Genomic DNA, 18,658 nt, shown 5'->3' with positions numbered 1-18,658 from the left:
CCATGAGCAAAGAAAAAATCACAATCGTAGGGGGTGGCGTTGCTGCAATGACTGCCGCGGTGTATTTAACCGAGCAAGAAGATTGGCAGCAACATCGCGAAATAACCGTTTATCAACAAGGGTGGCGCTTAGGAGGTAAAGGCGCAAGTGGTCGCAATCAGCACTTTGGTCAACGTATTGAAGAGCATGGCTTGCATGTGTGGTTTGGTGCTTATGTAAATAGCTTTCGCACTTTGCAAGGGGTCTACAATAATTTGGACAGGCCAGCGAGTTCCCCGCTTGCAACTTGGCAACAGGCGTTTAAGCCGCATAGTTTTATTGCATTACAAGAGTTTATCGATAACGAGTGGCAAACATGGCCGATAGATTTCCCAACCGTTGCGGGTAATCCAGCAGATGGAAGCTTGGATATTACAGTGTGGGATTTTGTTACGATGACACTGGCTTGGCTGAAAAAATGGACCGAAGACATTGAAGATGTCTGTGAGCAACACGCAAAAACCACATTAGTTACTAAAAAGCCACGAGATCAGTTTTTACTAAAGCACCTCTATCAGCAAATAAAAGCGAATATTGATACTCAGGTTACCTCGGCAAAACAGTTTATTGATGACATTGAATCGGATGCGGCCGAGATTATCTCCACTCCTCGCTCTTTACTTACGCACTTACAACAGTTTACCGCACAGCAAACAACCCACACAGACAAGCAAGCTGATCGTTTAGTGATTTGGTATATCGTTCGCAAATTAAAGCGTTGGTTTAAAGAGCAAGTAATAGAGTTACTGGATGATAATGCACAACTGCGCAGGCTATATATTTGTGCCGATCTGGCTATTGCTATGCTGACAGGTCTGATAAAAGATAAAGTTTATCGCGATGGTTTTGGGGTAATTAATTGTTATGATTTTCGTCAATGGCTCGAAAAAAATGGTGCAAATAGAGCCTATAGCGTTAATTCTGCTCCTGTACGAGGTTTTTATGACTTGGTGTTTGCATACCCCAATGGCGACTTTAACAAGCCTAATGTTGAGGCCGGTGTTGCAGCACTTGCCATGCTAAGAATTGGCCTTTGTTATAAAGGGGGAGTGATGTGGAAAATGCAAGCAGGCATGGGAGATGTCATTTTTGCTCCTATTTATGAGCTACTCAAAAAACGCGGTGTAAAATTTAAATTTTTCCACCAGCTTACACAATTAACGCCGGGTCAAGATTCTCATGGGCAAGCTGTGGTATCGCATATTGAACTGCGTCAGCAGGTCAGCTTAAATTCGGGTGAATATGCGCCGCTTATCAATGTAAAGCAGCTGCCTTGTTGGCCAAGTGAGCCGCTCTTAGACCAAATAAACCCGCTACAAGCGCATTTGTTGCAAGAATATCAGGTTAATTTAGAGTCGTTCTGGAGTGACTGGCCAGAAGTATATGAAGCGCATTTTAAGCAGCCACTTCCAAGTCTTACGTTAGTGCATGGAGTTGATTTTGATACCCTAATATTGGGGGTATCTGTTGCTTCGCTTGAGCATGTGGCGGCAGATTTGCTTAGCGACGATAATGCCCTTGCTTTACAAGCAAGTAAAGTGAAGAGTGTTGCGACACAAGCTTGCCAAGTTTGGTTGAATAAAACTGATCAACAACTCGGCTTTACCGATACCAATTCGGCTCAAGAAGGGCCTATATTAAGTGGTTTTGTTGAACCCTTCGATACATGGGCTGCAATGAGCAATCTCGTTGACAAAGAGGCGTGGCCAGACAGTGATCCGCCCGTTAATATTGCCTACTTTTGTAGCGCTTTTACGTGTGAGCATTATCCACCCGCTACGGCACATCATTTTCCTGAGCAAATGAAAGCTGAGGTGAAACATAATATGCAGTATTTATTCAGCGTTGATATGCAAGCATTGTGGCCGCACGCTTATACCAATAATAAGTTTGACTGGCAGGTGTTTTACCAAGATCCACACAGTATTTTGCCTGTTTTAGAGCAACAGTATTGGCGGGTAAATATTGATCCCAGTGAGCGTTATGTACTCTCTGTTACAGGGTCGAGCAAATTTAGATTAGCGACTGATGGCAGCCACTATAAAAACTTACGCCTTACTGGCGATTGGATAAAAACAGGCGTTAATGCTGGCTGTGTTGAAGCGGCGGTGATGGCTGGCATGCAAACGTCACGCTCACTCTGTGGCTTTCCAAGTCAAATTAGCGGCGAACACGCTTTTGAAAAAGGGTAATGTTTAGTCAACAGCGACTTTAATGTGGCATAAAAGCCGTTAACCCTCTGCTTTTTATGCGACTTTACAGCGTTGTTTGGTCTATACTTACTGGAAATTACAATAATTTAACATACGTCCCTCTTTTTAAGGTCTAAAAACGAATGAAACGTCCTTATCAATTCAATCCTAAACTCACTATGCTTGCGAGTAGCTGCTTAGCGGCATGTGTCATGGGTAATGCCTCAGCGCAAAATACAGAGGCTGAAAAGGACATGGAAGTTATTAGTGTCTATGCACAGAAGCGTCCGCAATCAATTCAAGACGTCAGTGTTGCGGTAAGCCAAGTGAATGGCGAACTTTTAAAAACGCAGCATTTTAAAGATTCAACCGAAATAGGGTTATTTGCACCGAACGTGAAAATAACGCAAAACGCGGCCGAGGGCACACCTCCCGCCGTCAGTATTCGGGGAATTGGCTTACTTGATTACAATACTGCGAATACATCGCCTGTAGCTATGTACCTTGATGGCGTGGCGGTTGGTTCGGCAAATAACCAAATTATTAACCTGTATGACGTAGAGCATGTTGATATTTTGCGTGGCCCGCAAGGCACGTTATTTGGTCGTAACTCAACCGGTGGGGCAATTTTAATCCGCACAAATAGGCCTGAGTTTGAGCAAGCAGGGTCGTTAACACTGGGTATTGCCAACAATAACGCCAGTAGCTTAGAGGGGATGTGGAACCAACCGCTGGGCGATGAAACGGCGATGCGGTTAGCATTCAATTATCAAGATTATGACTATTCGACACAAAATAATTTTTCTGCATCACCGACCGCGGGCATGGAGCAAAAAAATGCACGGCTGTCACTGTTAAGTCAATGGGATAACGTAGAGCTTTACCTGCAAGCACATATTGAAGATTGGGATGGCATTTCGCAGCCAGTGGGGAGTATCGGTATTATAGCAAACCCATTAACGGGTGAATTATGTTCGCCAGCCGATGCGGGTTCAACACGGTGCTTTGATAGCTTTGGGTTTAACGATGGGAGTGACGACTTTTTTACTGTGAGTGTTAATAATGACTCACCGCATAAATCAGACGGCTATGGCTTTATCGGCGAATTAAATTGGCAGTCGAGTGATAACACAACGGTGACCTCCGTAAGTAGTTTTAATAATTTAGAGCGAAGCCATGCATTTAATTGCGATGGCTCACCTGCTAGGTTGTGCGAAGGAGTGTTAGGTTTAGACACCCATTTATTCAGTCAAGAGTTTAGGGTCCTTAATGAATTTACTCATTACACGCTGACCAGTGGGGTGTATTTTGCTGATGAAACGATTAAGCAAGATAACATCAATGATATTTTACGCGACTTTCGTGGTATTTTGCCTGCAGATTTAACGGCCACATTTTATTACGATAATCATATCGATACACAAAACGTAGCGCTATTTAGCCAAATTGAAGTGCCATTAGCCACGCGTTGGTTGCTCACTGCGGGTCTACGTTACGATTATGAATCACTTGAATACAGCTCTACATCAACCTTAAATGTGGTAGTCAACCCCAATGATTTAGCAGGGGTTTTAGTGCCATTTTACACGGTTTCTGATAAGCAATCCGATAATGGCATTACCGGTCAGTTTGCTCTCAATTATACGTATTCTGACACAGCGAACCTGTATTATCGTTTTGCTAATGGCAGCAAAAGTGGCGGGTATAATGGCGGCTTTTTATCATCTGAAGAACAAGCAATCTTAGCTGATTACGGCAAGGAGCGTTTAAATGCCCATGAGGTTGGCCTGAAAACGTATTGGCCGGAACAACGATTACGAATGAGCTGGGCTGCGTTTTATTATGATTATAATGACCAGCAAGTGTTTATGAATCAAGCCTCTGAAACACCGCAAATGCCGCCTGTTCAATTACTTGAAAATGTAGCCGACTCTATAATTTATGGTCTCGAAAGTGAAATAAATTATCAGCCCACCCAACAACTCGCTATGCAGTTATCAGTGGGCTATATTCCTCATGCAGAGTACGAAGAGTATGTCGATCCATTGGGTAATAGTATCACCGATAATCAATTACCTTTTACTTCAAAATGGAATGTATCGGCAGCGCTGCAGTATGATACGCGGTTAATGAATAACCCGTTTTCAGCCAATGTGATGGTTGACTATCAGTCAGCATTTTACTTTGATCAAAATATGAACCCGTACGCCCGTCAAGAAAGCTACAGCCTTGTTAATGCACACTTTAAATATGATGTAGATAACTGGTCGTTTATATTATGGGGAAAAAATCTATTTGATACAGAGTACAGTCAGTTAAAATTCGATTTGAGTTCATTTCTGGGTATGTTAGAAGACTTTAAAGGAGAAGGGCGACGTTATGGCTTTGATGTGGCTTTTCAATTTTGATGATTTATGACTTTTGTTTATTAGGGGCGCTGTGAATGCGGTTAAAGCTATTCTTAGGCAGTTTGCTTTTTCTATTTTATTCAACGTATTCAGTGTGCGCCGAACAAGCGTTTATATATACAGACGCATCTTTTGAGCAGAACCTACATGATGTCGGGCAAATATTAGCTGCGAGAGACAATCGATTTCCTCAATCTGCGGCTGATATTAAACGCTGGCGTGCCACAAAAAGGCCACAATCACGTATCAGTTCGATTGGGGGCGGTTACTGGTTGATTGTCGATATAGAAAATCAAAGTGATATCGAAGACCTTGTCCTGTACCCCTACAATACCTTGGTTTCAAAAATAGAAAGTCGGATTTATGACCTAACCGATGTTTCTCAACCTGTACGAAGTTTTGTGACAGGTGGCGTCGAAAAAAACCAATTTGCATTTCACTATGGAAACCGCCTAAACCTTGAAAAAGGCAAGCGCTATACGTTGATCACACATTTTGAAAGCGATTATTTTTATACTCCTGCAAAGTTAGTGTTAACGCCGTATCAAGATTATTTCGAAATTATCACGCTCGAAAATGTAATCATCATGCTGTGTTTTGGGGTCGGTATAGCGCTTGGTTTGTATAACCTGTTAATTTATTTAGTGTCTAAAGACGTCACGCATTTATATTATGCTTTATTCACCGCTTCGTGGGTGTTCGCATGGAGTCATTTCTTTCATATTTCGGATCAATTGTTTGGGTATTACAACCCGCACTTACATTGGCTAGGTTTTGCACTCACGCCACTGACCAACATTTTATTTTACAATAATCTCCTTAAGTTAAAGGAAACGTTTCCGAAATTATCGCAGCTGTCTCTGACTGTCGGGGTTATCGCAACATTGGGGATCCCATTTTGTGTTGTGTGGCCTAGCTTTGGTTTTTATTGGTCAACATTAGTAACGGGTGTCGCTTTGTGTTTAGGCTTGTATATCGGTGTACGTTGTATGTTGATTGGCTTCAAACCTGCACGTTATTTTGTACTGGCCTATGTTGCCATGATGGTGCCTAACATGGTGGGTAATCTTACAAACTTAGGATTATTGCCTGCCACGTCGATGAATTTATATTTATTAGGACTGATTGGCACCGCGATGGATGCCATGCTACTAGCGTTTGCTGTCGCTGATAAATTTAGGTTGTTGCATGAGGATAATGTTGAGCTTAATAAAAATCTCGAGCAAAAAGTACAGTTAAGAACACTTGAACTTGAAGAATTAGCCGATGAATTACGAGACGCAAATGAAGCTAAAAGTCGCTTCTTAGCCAATATTAGCCACGAAATACGCACACCCATGACGTCGATTATTGGCTATGCTGATGGCATTATGCTTGGTGATATTAAGCCTCATGAACGAAATCATGGCATCGGTGTCATTTTACAAAATAGTCGCCATGTACTCGGCCTTATTAATGATATTTTGGATATGTCGAAAATAGAGGCGAATAAGCTTGAAATTGATCTAATTGAAACCGATTTATTTGCCACGATAGCGAATATTGAATCACTTATTGGTAAGCAAATACGTGATAAAGGCTTAAAATTTAGCGTTGATTATCAATTCCCTCTGCCTGATTACATCGTGACCGATCCTAGCCGATTAAGGCAAATATTATTAAACTTGACGACCAATGCACTAAAATTTACTCAGGTTGGGCGAATAACGCTTACGGTGAGTTGTGAGAATAATACCTTAGCGATCAGTGTGAAAGACACCGGTATTGGCATGACAGATTCTGAACAAAAGTCGTTATTCAGTGCCTTTTACCAAGCGGATTCGAGTATTTCTCGTCAGTATGGTGGCACAGGTTTGGGTCTTAATATTTCTAAAAGTTTAGCGCTAAAACTGGATGGTGATATCAGTGTAAAAAGTTACGTTGGCTCAGGTAGTGAGTTTACTTTAACAATCGCTGTGTACACAACAGACAATACGCGTTGGCTCAATGATATGAGTGAAGTTAGATTAGTCGAAACCTCTCCGTTTAGTAAACTTGATGCGCCAGAAAATTTAAAAGGTCGGGTGTTACTCGCTGAAGATCACCCTGACAACAGACGTTTATTTGCACGTATTTTAGAGCGTATGGGGCTAACAGTCACAACGGTTGAAAACGGTAAAGATGCCGTGCAGCAAACGCTTGAGAACACATTTGACCTAATATTACTTGATATTCAAATGCCAATTATGGATGGTCAAGAAGCACTGAAAATGATGCATGCGACGGGGATCTCGGTGCCCATTATTGCTTTAACCGCGAACACGATGAAGCATGAGGTAGAGCGTTACATGAACCAAGGTTTCACCGATTTAATTGCAAAGCCCATAGACCGTAATGCATTTAGTCATAAAATTGCCAGTTACCTAGACTGCGATGAGTTGGCTGATATAAAGCTACCTGAACACGAATTCCAACTGCTTAAGGATGACTATATCAAAGGACTTAAAAATCAATATGCCGATATGCGTACGCAATATAAAAAAATGGATATCGAAGGCTTAAGTCGAAATGTGCACATGTTAAAGGGCGCAGCCAACATGTTTGAGTGTGAGACGCTTTATATCAAAGCACTTGCTGTTGATAGTGCATTAAAAAATGACACCGTAACGCTAGACACGCAGTTGTTTGCCTCGCTATTCAAGGCCATGGAAGACGAAATAGACAAAGTGTGTCATTAATGATTTGAATAATGGGTATTTCCATACATACGCAGACAGTGCAGACAAATCTTGGTATTAATAGATACTCACAAAGCATATTCAACCGACTAGTTGCTAAAACGTTATGATGCAGTATCAACATATTTCAGTGCCAGATCAGGGTGAACAAATCACCATCGATAAAAATGGCCAGTGGTGTATTCCTGACAATCCAGTAATCGCTTACATTGAAGGGGATGGTGTTGGGCAAGATATTAGCCCCGTTATGCGAAGTATCGTTGATTCTGCTATTGAGGCGGCTTATCAAGGAGAGCGTCGGATTCACTGGATGGAAGTGTTTAACGGTGAAAAAGCGGCCGCACTCTACGACGGAGATTGGTTTCCACAAGAAACACTCCATGCCGTAAGGCAGTTTAAAATTGCCATAAAGGGCCCTCTAACCACTCCTTTGGGTGGGGGCTTTCGTTCTTTGAACGTCGCACTTCGCCATGAAATGGATTTATTCGTTAATATGCGGCCTATCCGCAGTTATCCGCATTTACCCTCACCATTAAAAGTGCCTGAAAAAACCCACATAACCGTTATTCGCGACAGTTCAGAAGATGTTTACTCGGGTATTGAATGGCAAGCTGGCAGTATTGACAACGAGCGAATGCTCGACTTTTTATGTCAAGAAATGGGGGTGACACGATTACGTTTTGATACCCAGTGTGGGCTTGGCATTAAAAATAGTTCAAAAGAAGCGGCCGAGCGTTTGATGCGATATGCACTCAATTATGCACTAAAACAACAAAGTAAATCTTTAACTGTGGTGCATAAAGGGAATGTATTAAAGTTTACAGAAGGGGCGTTTAAACGCTGGGCCTTTGCGGTTGCAGAGCAAGAGTTTAATGCAGTTGCCCATGAGAATGGCCGTTGGTTGCTAATAAAGCGTGACAATCAGGACGATTTAGTCATTAAAGAAGTGATTGCCGATAATATGCTTCAGCAAGCGTTGCTTACACCAGAACAATTTGATGTAGTCGTAACCACCAATCAAAATGGTGATTATTTGGCCGATATGTTGACTGCACAAGTCGGTGGCGTTGGTATAATGCCAGCAGCAAATTTAAATAATGAGGTCGCTTTTTTTGAGCCAACACATGGCACTTTTAACCGGATAGCGGGTGAAAACACGGCGAACCCAAGCAGTAGTATTTTAAGTGCGGTAATGATGCTGCGTTTTATGGGGTGGCAGGAGGCTGCACAAAAAATTGAGTCAGCTCTGGAAGAAACATTATTGGCAAAAGAACTTACCTTTGATTTGGCTGAGTATGTCACCGGTGCGACGATGCTTAATTGCAGTGATTTTGCAACAAGCATCATCGCTCGAATAAGTAACTCAAAGTAATGCGCATATTATGCAGCGTGTGCGTTATTGATGGCGTAGACGCATGGTTTACCTGTCAGTGCCGCGGCACGTTGGTAAATGTGCTTTGCACCAGGCTCGTCGCTTGTAATACCTGTTAGCGTATCCATAAGAGCAACTACTAAAATAGCCGGTACTTGGCAGCAATACTCATCAAGTACCGCCGGCGTCGTTTGAGCATCTACATGACAATGTGGATGAGTGCGTACAGAGCTGTAGGCAGTTAACAGTGTTTCGGTTGGTAAAACATCATCTGCTTGGTGTTTCGTTTTACGACACTGACACCCAAATTCATCAACAAGTGTTGCAAGAATCTGGTATATCTCGTCACACGCAATTTCGCTTTTTTTACAAAGTTGCTGTTCAATAAAAGTGTGTAATTGACCATTAATGTAAAGGCCGTCTTGTTGAGTGAATTGTGCTGAAGTTTCCATATCAAGTTCTCTTTGTTTATGTGCTTAACTTCACTCTAGCCTGTCACTCATTATTAATGAAATTGTTGTTTTCAATAACTGATATTGATTTTATCAATATTGTTAATTTGTTACCTGTCGGCCACTGTATTTGCAAAAGCTAATAGTTCTCGACGCAGCCATTGGTGCGGGTTTGCATGGTGTAATAATGGACTCCACAGCATTTTTACTTCAATGGGAACAATTTGAAATGGCACTGGACTTATGACTAAATCGGTGTGTTTTGCGAGCAACATCGCTTGACGTCGGGGCAGCGTGGCTATTAATTTAGGCGATTGGCAGAGCAAGCTTGCGACCATGTAATGGCGAGTGAATACACGAATATTACGCGTTTGTTCGAGCTGCCATAATGCTTCATCTACCCAGCCTAATTTTTGACTTCCGGATTTATTAGTCACCGCTGCTTCAACCCCCCAGCCAGCCCTATTTACCCAAATATGCTCTTGTGCAAGGTAGTTCTCAAGCGTTTGCTGTTGTAGATAAGGATTGTCAGGGTGACTTAAGCAGCAATAGTTATCGCGCCAGACACTGGCTTGGTGAAATGAACGGGGTAAACCATTAAAGCGGTTTATAGCTAAATCGATTGTGCCTTTTTCCATATCTTGTAGGTTGACGTCGCTTGGACTCAAAATATCAAAATTAAGGCCGGGGCTTTTCGCCAGTTGTTGGGTGATAAAAGGGGCTATTAAGGTTGATTCTAGATAATCATTTGCCATGATCCGAAACGTTATATTTGCAGTGCTTGGGTCAAACAGTTCACTTGGTTGCGTGATTTCTTCGGCCATTTTTAGCAGTGCTTCAATTTCAGGCTTGAGACTCAGCGCTTTGGCTGTGGGTGTCATTGTGCCAGCGGCTCGAACGAGCAAGGGATCGTCAAATAAATCACGTAACCGTTTTAATGCATTGCTCATCGCAGGCTGCGTTAAGGCAAGTTTATTGGCTGCTTTTGATACATTTTGCTCATCTATCAGTACATTTAAATACACCAATAGATTTAGGTCGACATGCCTAATATTCATCTGATCAATCTTATTTATTATCTTTATTAATTACCTAAATTAAAGCGTGCTTGCTATTGTGTGTAAACACGGCAACTAAAATAATCAGCATAAGTGATATCAATAATGCCTCAACACGATGCAATTTTTCGTAAAAAAACAGAGTCGGAACAACTAAAGAATATTATTGCCACGAAACTAGCCCGCGCTGTGTATGCAGGGTTTGAGGCCATGTTTGCAGAGTTTTTGAATATCACTTTAGGGGCACAAAGTCGGTTTGAACAACGTCAATGGCATCAAGTGCAAACAGCAATGAAGTTACGGTTACAGGTTTACGAAGGCCAAGTAAAAAAAGTAAGTGAAGCTGTAAAGATCATAGCTTACAGCGAAGTTAACGATCCTGCTCTGTGGTTATTAGCAAAACAAATTTATGCAGAAATGGTGAAAAATCACGAAAACCAGCCCATTGCACATACGTTTTTCAACTCGACATTTGGGGCTATTTGGGACTCACGTAAAATCCGTAATGTTCATTTGTTTGTTTTAAAGGCACGGTATCGCTTAGGGCCTCGTCCGTTTGATTCTCTGGTAAGTCGGATCTCGTTACAAAGTGCTTTTGAAAATGCGATAAAAACCCTTGTGAGTCGTCATGTTTTTCGCTCTGATTATGCACATTTCACTGATGATATTGCCATGTTGCAGCGTACTTTAATCGCAGGAGCAAAAAAACAGTGCCCACAGGTTTATGAGCTGCTAGCACTGAATGATGGGTATATCGAATACGCTAATTCATTATTTTTCAGAAATAAAGCGTGTTACATCATTGGGCGATGCATTGCTAAAAACGGTGATAATATGCCGTTTGCCATAGCCTTACTAAATAGTGAAAAAGGGCTGCACATTGATGCCGTCATGATGGGCGCCGATCAACTTAGTCTGCTATTTGGGTTTGCGCGAACCTACTTTATGGTCGACACCGACCAACCTGCGCGTTACGTTGATTACCTCAGCGTGCTGATGCCCCATAAGCAACGTTTTGAGTTATTTAACGCGATAGGATTTATCAAGCATGCCAAAACCGAGTTTTATCGCTATAAAGTTGATACCACTAAAAATAGTCCTCCTGATGATAAATACATTATTGCCCCAGGTACGCCTGGCATGGTGATGTTGGTATTTACGACACCTGGCTCTGATTATGTGTATAAAGTGATTAAAGATAAATTTAGCGCACCAAAAACCGCCACTAAACAACATGTCATGGCGAAATACGACTTTGTAAAGCAAGCCGATCGCGTGGGGCGCTTGGTTGATACCCATGAATTTCGTTATTTAGCGTTTGATTTAAGTCGATTTAGTGAAGAATTACTCACTACGATGCAGCGCCAAATTGGCGACAGTTTAATTATATCGGGTAATGCGCTTATTTTGCGTCATGTGTATGTTGAACGGAAAATGACACCGCTTAATTTATATATTAATCAGTGTGATGAACGAAAACTTGAACTTGTTATGATTGATTATGGTAAAGCAATCAAAGAGCTGGCAGGTGCAAATATCTTTCCAGGCGATATGTTGATGAAGAACTTTGGTGTGACCCGCTGGGGAAGAGTGGTGTTTTATGATTACGATGAAATTTGCCCGATGACGGCGTGTCAATTTCGAGAGTTACCAAAAAGTGCTGACTCGTTAGAAGAGTTAAGCAGCGAGAGTTACTTTGATATTGCTGAAAACGATGTGTTTCCGAGCCAATTCAAGGTATTTTTCAGTGCAAATAAAACGGCTTTTTCATTTTTTAATGCTGTGCATCACGACATTTTCAGTGTTGCTATGTGGCAGCGACTGCAAGCGGCTATTAATGAGGGACAATTATTGGATGTGTATCCGTATAAACAATCGTGGCGGTTTAGTGAAATGAGAGCAAAACAGGGGTGAAAAAATCTCAACCACGTAGTCCTTCATCGGGATCCGGTATTGGCGTATGCTAATACGAACAATCAAGGGAGTACACTATGCTAAAAATATTCGGCATTTCAAGTTTGTTGCTAGCCTCATTCGCGAATGCGAACCCGCTGGTGGGGAGTTGGCAGTTTGTTGAAGGAAAGTATGCGACAAAAGAAGGGTATGTTACGGCAAAAGCACCCGAATTAACCTCGGTAAAGCTAATTACCGATACTCATTTTAGTTATATTACGCAGAAAAATGGCAATTTTCATTATGCGGGTGGCGGCAAATATGTTTTGCAAGACCAGCAATTTATCGAGACTTTTTCTTATGGTAATGTGCCTTCATTACAAGGTAAAACCATGGCATTTGATTACAAAGTAGACGGTGATTTATGGCATCATACTTTATATGAAAATGGTAAATTGGTGGAAGCTGAAATCTGGCAGCGAATTAAATAGAAGGTGTTATGCGTTATATTAAGCATGAAAATTCACAGTTAACGTTTGCAGAAATTGAAAAGCCGAATATTAAACACGATGAGGTACTGATTAAGGTCGCCGCAATAGGCGTTAATCGTGCTGACTGTTTACAAAGGCAAGATAAATACCCACCTCCTAAAGGCGACAGTGAGATTTTAGGTCTAGAGTGTGCTGGCACAGTCGTCGCACAAGGGGAAAACGTTGAGGTTGATTGGCTTAATAAACCCGTTTTTACTTTGTGTGCCGGAGGCGCATACAGTGAGTATGTTGCGGTAGATGCAGCACAGGTGATGCCGCTTGCTGACTCAATGAGTATGGCTGAAGGGGCTGCGGTGAGTGAAGTTTATCTCACTGCATTTTCGGCGTTATTTCAATTTGGCAAGCTTGAAGCTGGGCAAACTGCACTTATACACGCTGGTGCAAGTGGTGTGGGTGGTGCCGCTATTCAAATGGCAAAAGCTATTGGGGCTCAGGTAGTCATTACTGCGGGGAGCGATGAAAAATGCGCGCATGCAAAAAAGTTGGGTGCCGATCACTGTATAAATTATAAAACCACCGACTTTGTGGAGTATATGAAGACACATCAGTTACAAGCAAATACAATTGTCGACCCCGTTGCAGGGCATTATTTAAATAAAAATGCTGCTGTTGCTGCAATGGATTGCCAAATTGTGATGTTGGCATTTTTAGATGCGCGCTTTGCTGAGGTTGATTTCGCACGTTTGCTGAGTAAACGTATTTCATTTCATGCTTCTACACTTAGAAACCGCTCTATTGCTTTTAAACGTGAACTAAAAGCACAGTTTATAGCTCGCTTTTATGGCGAACTCGCTGCGGGTAAATTTGACTTTAATATATATAAAACCCTGCATTGGCAGGATGCAACTGAGGCTCACCGCATTTTAGATAATAATGAAAATTCGGGTAAAGTGGTGCTACTGGTTGAATAACGAAAAACTGCCCACATTATTGAGCTTATTAGCAGTAAATTAATCAAGGTTAGTATGAACCCAATTATCGCAATGCTGAAAGAGCATAACGTGAGTGACGAAAAAGTACGTGAGCTTTTTCAAGCATTTATGGAAAACCCAATGATGGCTATGGGCTTAGTTCAGCAACTCGGGATCCCGCCCGAAAAACTTCAACAACTGATGGCGTTGGTTATGACACAACCGCATTTAATAAAAGAAGCGGCTGAGTCAGTAGGTATCAGTAATGACGAAGTTGAACAAGCGAAAGCACAGTTTAAAAATCAACAGTCTTAAATAGAATAAAAAAGGTTAGCTGCATGCTAACCTTTTTTATTGCAAGCGTGCTATTGATAAGAAAAAACGTCATCGAGTTTCTTATCAAACAATTGAGCAATCTTAAAAGCCACTTCAAGTGAAGGGGAATATTTGCCTTTTTCAATGGCGACAATTGTTTGCCTTGAAACACCGACGGCTTCGGCCAGAGCTTGCTGCGTCATTTCATTGTGATGAAATCGTAATTCTCGAATAGTATTACTGAGCTGTTTTTTCATTAGCTGTCTCTTCGATAGTAATACACCTTACTGGCTGTCGTGATAATTTCACTGATCAAAAAGCCTATAATGAGGTAGTGCATTATATTATATAAATCTGAAACTTCAGGTAATAACATGCGACCAGATACACGCTCTATCTGAGTGGCTAAAAATACACACATTAAAATAATTGCTGAAGTTAACCAATGGCCAAGCTTAGCGCTTTTAAGTTCAATGAGTTTATCGCGCTCATCATCACCTAAATCTGCTTCTTTGTGCTTAATGCCTGCAAGCACTGATTGCATAATAATTTCGAGTATCACCGCAGTAATTACGACCTTATATAAGTAAGAAACCATTGTATCTTGGCTTAGGTTTCCATTTGTTTGTAATGAGTTAATACCAGTAAGGTAATAAATTAACAAACCAATAGTCACTCCCAACGTGCCCCAAATTGTCAGTTCTTTGTAGCTCATCTTTTATCATCCAGTGTAAAAAATATTTGACTTGGTGTTAAGTAAACTACTCATTGCTGGTTGTGTCAAATATTTTTAACACCATGTATGATATTTTTATCTTTGAAGTATTTCGTTACATTTAGCTAAGAACTAATTTGAACGGCAAAGACTCTTAATGAAACTAACAACACAAGGAACGAATATGAATTGGCTTGCTAACGTATGGAAAAATAACCGTTCATTGATTGTATTTATCTGCTTAATGAGTGTATTTAGGAGTGCTGTTGCCGATTGGTATGAAGTACCCACAGGGTCTATGAAACCGACAATTGTTGAGGGAGACCGTATTTTAACCAATAAAATGGCCTATGATTTACGGTTACCATTTAGTCATATATCACTGGCGCGCCTTGATGAGCCAAAAGCGGGCGATATCATTGTATTTGATTCAACTGCTGCTAATAACCGCTTAGTCAAACGTGTGATTGCAGTGCCGGGTGATACGGTTACTTTAGTTGATAATAAATTGATTATTAATGGTCAAGTACTTGATTACTCGCTAGTGGATGATGAAGCAGGACAGCAAACGTATTTAGAAAATCTTGCGGGTATTAAACATGCAATTCAGGTGTCGAAGACCCCCTCTGTGATGCAGCATTTTGCGCCAGTGGTTATCCCTGCAGATATGTATTTAGCGATGGGAGATAACCGTGATAACAGTGCAGACTCGCGTGTAATCGGTTTAGTGCCGCGTAGTGAGCTGTTAGGAAAAGCAGAAAGGGTGCTGGTGTCGCTTGATTATGATCATCATTACTTACCCCGCAAAGAGCGGTTTCTTAAAGATTTATATTTAGCACCCTGAAGATGAAATAGTTAAGTGTGAGTAAGCGTCAGATAATAATTGGCTATTTATCGTTTTGTGTCTCAATATTGACTACATGAAAAATAATACGTCTAAATAAGGAATAATCAGTGACGGACAGCAAACGATTTAAGCCTTTTATTGTTTACTTTTTATTGATGAGTTTTGTTGGGTTAGTTGCATGTGGTTCGAGTTCAAAGACTGAAAACCCAATCGCAACCGAGCCTGACAGCTCACTTCCTAATAATAGCACCGGCATTGTTGATAATAGCGCAAGTGCTGATTATAACATTATCATTTATGGCAATAGTCATAGCGCAAAACTTGCGACCTTGCTTGAGCAGTTAATTTCGAGTGAGTTAAGTAATAGTCAGGTTGCGACCCTCACGGTGAGTGGCCGTTTTTTGGATGAAATAGTTAACTCCCCCGGGAATATCGAAAAGCTAAAACAAAACAAGTGGAGTCATGCGATTTTTCAAGGGCAAAAGTATTCTCAATCGGGATCTGTAAATTATTCTACGGCAGAAACCGAGCGTCTAATTGCGAATGCAAAAGTGCTGGGAATAACGCCAATTCTATTCCCTGAACACCCACAAAGGGGGGATAGTAAAGAAGGTGAAGCGGTTTATAAGTTACATTTATCCATTAGTGATAAAGAAACGAGCTGTGTTGCGCCCATCGGTTTAGTGTGGGACAAAGCGATAGCAAGATTACCAGAAGTGAATTTATACCATAGTGACGGTAATCATGCCTCGGATGCTGGGCATTTGCTAACTGCGATGACCTTTTATGAAATTATTACCGGAGAACTTGCCGATACGCTTTCTTACAGCGCCTCTTTCCCTATTACTGAGCAACAGCACCAAGTATTTGGCCAAATTATTACCCAAGTATTAACCGAACACCCCGCGTGCCCAACAACATAAATGCCGAATATAAAAAAACCGTTGTGTTTGCACACAACGGTTTTTTTACAATAAGGTTTTACCTTACATGACACGCATGCCTGGCTCTGAACCCTCATCAGGGTTAAGAATATAGATTTCTTTGCCGCCAGGGCCTGCTGCTAACACCATGCCTTCAGACATACCAAAACGCATCTTACGTGGTTTAAGGTTCGCTACCATAACGGTCAGCTTGCCTTCGATGTCTTCAGGCGCATACGCAGATTTAATACCGGCGAATACCTGGCGAGTTTCGCCACCTAAATCTAACGTCAATTTTAATAATTTATCAGCACCTTCAACGTGTTCTGCTTTTGCAATTTTCGCTACACGTAAATCAACTTTAGCAAAATCATCAAATTCGATTTCAGGGCTGATTGGCTCTTTCGCTAATGGGCTATTAGGATCAATCTTGTCTTTTTCAGCGACGAGGCTTTCTTTTGATTCTTCAATCATTTTATTTACTTTATCCATTTCAACGCGTTGCATTAACGGTTTAAATTTATTAATAGCATGACCCACAAGTGCTGTTTGCACACCTTGCCATGTTAATGCGTCATTTAAAAAGGCTTCAACATTGGCAGCCATTCCTGGTAAAACAGGCTTTAAGTAGGTGATAAGCACACGGAACATATTGAGACCAAGTGAGCACACGTCATGCGCTTCTTGCTGTTTTGCTTCGTCTTTAATTAACACCCAAGGAGCTTTAGCATCAATAAATTGGTTGGCTTTGTCTGCAAGCGCCATAATTTCACGAATAGCACGGCTATAGTCACGATTCTCGTAATGATTAGCAATGCTGTCTGATGCCGCTTGGAATTCACTTAGTAACGCTTCATCCATCACTGTGTCGCTTAGTTTTCCGTCAAATTTCTTGGTGATGAAACTAGCACAACGGCTTGCAATATTGACCACTTTACCAACCAAATCTGAATTTACACGCAGGGCAAAATCTTCAAGGTTTAAATCTAAATCAGTAATACCGTTGTTAAGTTTTGCCGCGTAATAGTAGCGTAGATATTCAGGGTCTAAATTATCTAGATAAGTACGTGCCTTTACAAAAGTGCCTTTAGATTTAGACATTTTTGCGCCATTTACGGTGACAAAGCCGTGAGCGAATACATTCGTTGGTTTTCTGAAGTTTGCCCCTTCTAACATGGCAGGCCAGAATAAACTGTGGAAGTAAATGATGTCTTTACCGATAAAGTGGTAAAGTTCGGCTTCTGAGTCTTCACGCCAGAACGCATCAAAGTCTATGCCTTTCTTGTCACATAGGTTCTTAAAGCTGGCCATGTAACCGATGGGTGCATCTAGCCATACGTAGAAGTATTTACCTGGAGCACCTGGGATTTCAAAGCCAAAGTAAGGTGCATCACGACTGATATCCCACTGCTGCAGGCCATCTGCAAACCATTCGTCTAACTTGTTAGCCATTTCTTGTTGGATAGTGCCAGAGTGTAACCACTCTTTTAGCATGTCTTCAAAGGCTGGCAAGTCAAAGAAGTAGTGCTCAGAGTCTTTTAACACAGGCTCCGCACCCGACATGACAGAACGTGGATTGATAAGTTCAGTTGGGCTGTATGTTGCACCGCATGCGTCACAGCTATCACCGTTTTGATCTTCAGACTTACACGTTGGGCAAGTACCTGTTACAAAACGGTCAGGTAAGAAAATGCCTTTTTCTGGATCAAAAAGCTGAGAAATAGTGTGCTTCTTAATGTGGCCCGCATCATTTAAGCGGTTATAAATAAGCTCGCTTAACTGCTTGTTTTCTTCGCTGTGAGTGCTGTGATAGTTATCAAATTCTATGTTGAAATCAGCAAAGTCGCGTTGGCGTTCTACACTGACATTTTTAACCATTTCCTCTGGCGTGATCCCTTGTTTCTGCGCATTAAGCATAATGGGGGTGCCGTGAGCATCATCTGCGCACACGTAATAGGTCTCATGACCTTGTTGCTTTTGAAAACGCGCCCAAATATCAGTTTGGATGTATTCTAATAAATGACCTAAGTGAGTCGGGCCATTGGCATAAGGTAATGCGCTAGTAATCAGGATCTTTCGCTGTGCCATAATCATTCCGAATTGAGGATAGTTCGTTGCAAAAATGCATGAATATCATTATTTAATTCATTGCGAGTTGCCTATATACAAAACAACGCAATGATATTATCTAATTGTCTGGTTTTAATGCCTTGAATGTTACATAATTCCGAAGCACTTTTCATCAAAGAAACGCTATTTTATTGC

General features: G+C 41.4%; 15 protein-coding genes. 10 read left to right on the top strand and 5 right to left on the bottom strand.

Annotated features, from left to right (window positions below; translation table 11 throughout):
- The first annotated feature begins 2 nt into the window (after positions 1–2).
- From JIG41_RS10345 to icd, 4 genes are all read left to right on the top strand, one after another.
- Positions 3–2,231, top strand: a complete 2,229-nt coding sequence (locus JIG41_RS10345) for an NAD(P)-binding protein (protein ID WP_182396284.1) — start codon at positions 3–5, stop codon at positions 2,229–2,231.
- Positions 2,232–2,374: 143 nt separating this feature from the next.
- Entirely contained in the window at positions 2,375–4,639 is a 2,265-nt protein-coding gene (locus JIG41_RS10340; RefSeq protein WP_199524691.1) for a TonB-dependent receptor, read from the top strand.
- A gap of 35 nt (positions 4,640–4,674) precedes the next feature.
- Entirely contained in the window at positions 4,675–7,356 is a 2,682-nt protein-coding gene (locus tag JIG41_RS10335) for a 7TM diverse intracellular signaling domain-containing protein (protein ID WP_199524690.1), read from the top strand.
- A 109-nt stretch (positions 7,357–7,465) separates the two neighbouring features.
- Entirely contained in the window at positions 7,466–8,728 is a 1,263-nt protein-coding gene (gene icd / locus JIG41_RS10330) for an NADP-dependent isocitrate dehydrogenase (protein WP_199524697.1), read from the top strand.
- An 8-nt stretch (positions 8,729–8,736) separates the two neighbouring features.
- Here the strand turns inward: icd and JIG41_RS10325 are convergent, their stop codons facing one another.
- Complete coding sequence (locus JIG41_RS10325) at positions 8,737–9,180, bottom strand: hypothetical protein (protein ID WP_118844209.1); 444 nt, start codon at positions 9,178–9,180, stop codon at positions 8,737–8,739.
- A 110-nt stretch (positions 9,181–9,290) separates the two neighbouring features.
- A complete protein-coding gene (locus tag JIG41_RS10320) occupies positions 9,291–10,238 on the bottom strand; it encodes a LysR family transcriptional regulator (RefSeq protein WP_118844210.1) in 948 nt (315 codons plus the stop codon).
- A gap of 105 nt (positions 10,239–10,343) precedes the next feature.
- On the opposite strand from JIG41_RS10320, the gene aceK reads away from it, so the two are divergent.
- The 4 genes from aceK (at position 10,344) to JIG41_RS10300 (ending at position 13,908) form a co-directional block, all read left to right on the top strand.
- Entirely contained in the window at positions 10,344–12,152 is a 1,809-nt protein-coding gene (aceK, locus tag JIG41_RS10315) for a bifunctional isocitrate dehydrogenase kinase/phosphatase (protein WP_199524689.1), read from the top strand.
- Positions 12,153–12,229: 77 nt separating this feature from the next.
- Positions 12,230–12,622 (top strand): hypothetical protein, encoded by a 393-nt coding sequence (locus JIG41_RS10310; RefSeq protein ID WP_036968957.1) that lies wholly within the window; start codon positions 12,230–12,232, stop codon positions 12,620–12,622.
- An 8-nt stretch (positions 12,623–12,630) separates the two neighbouring features.
- Positions 12,631–13,593 carry a zinc-binding dehydrogenase gene (locus tag JIG41_RS10305; protein WP_036968955.1) on the top strand — a complete coding sequence of 321 codons (963 nt, stop codon included), beginning with the start codon at positions 12,631–12,633 and terminating at the stop codon, positions 13,591–13,593.
- 54 nt (positions 13,594–13,647) lie between these two features.
- A complete protein-coding gene (locus JIG41_RS10300; RefSeq protein WP_036968953.1) occupies positions 13,648–13,908 on the top strand; it encodes a DUF2999 family protein in 261 nt (86 codons plus the stop codon).
- Between the two features lie 50 nt (positions 13,909–13,958).
- On the opposite strand, the gene JIG41_RS10295 is transcribed toward JIG41_RS10300, so the two are convergent.
- On the bottom strand, positions 13,959–14,165 hold the full coding sequence (locus JIG41_RS10295; RefSeq protein WP_036968951.1) for a helix-turn-helix transcriptional regulator: 207 nt from the start codon (positions 14,163–14,165) through the stop codon (positions 13,959–13,961).
- Positions 14,165–14,623 carry a hypothetical protein gene (locus JIG41_RS10290; RefSeq protein WP_118844211.1) on the bottom strand — a complete coding sequence of 153 codons (459 nt, stop codon included), beginning with the start codon at positions 14,621–14,623 and terminating at the stop codon, positions 14,165–14,167. Before JIG41_RS10290 ends, JIG41_RS10295 begins: the two co-directional genes overlap by 1 nt.
- Positions 14,624–14,807: 184 nt before the next feature.
- Between JIG41_RS10290 and lepB the strand changes: the two genes are divergently transcribed.
- The gene (gene lepB / locus JIG41_RS10285; RefSeq protein ID WP_118844212.1) at positions 14,808–15,467 is read left to right on the top strand and encodes a signal peptidase I; all 660 of its coding nucleotides are present in this window, start codon (positions 14,808–14,810) and stop codon (positions 15,465–15,467) included.
- A gap of 110 nt (positions 15,468–15,577) precedes the next feature.
- Positions 15,578–16,393: a hypothetical protein gene (locus JIG41_RS10280; protein ID WP_230237481.1), complete on the top strand. Its 816-nt coding sequence runs from the start codon at positions 15,578–15,580 to the stop codon at positions 16,391–16,393.
- A 63-nt stretch (positions 16,394–16,456) separates the two neighbouring features.
- Here JIG41_RS10280 and metG read toward each other — a convergent pair whose 3' ends face one another.
- Positions 16,457–18,481 carry a methionine--tRNA ligase gene (metG, locus tag JIG41_RS10275; RefSeq protein ID WP_036968946.1) on the bottom strand — a complete coding sequence of 675 codons (2,025 nt, stop codon included), beginning with the start codon at positions 18,479–18,481 and terminating at the stop codon, positions 16,457–16,459.
- Between the last annotated feature and the right edge of the window lie 177 nt (positions 18,482–18,658).

Origin of the sequence: Pseudoalteromonas sp. bablab_jr011 (genome assembly GCF_016464045.1) — a bacterium.
GTDB classification, from domain to species: Bacteria; Pseudomonadota; Gammaproteobacteria; order Enterobacterales; family Alteromonadaceae; genus Pseudoalteromonas; species Pseudoalteromonas lipolytica.
This window is presented reverse-complemented; position numbering and strand designations above follow the sequence as displayed.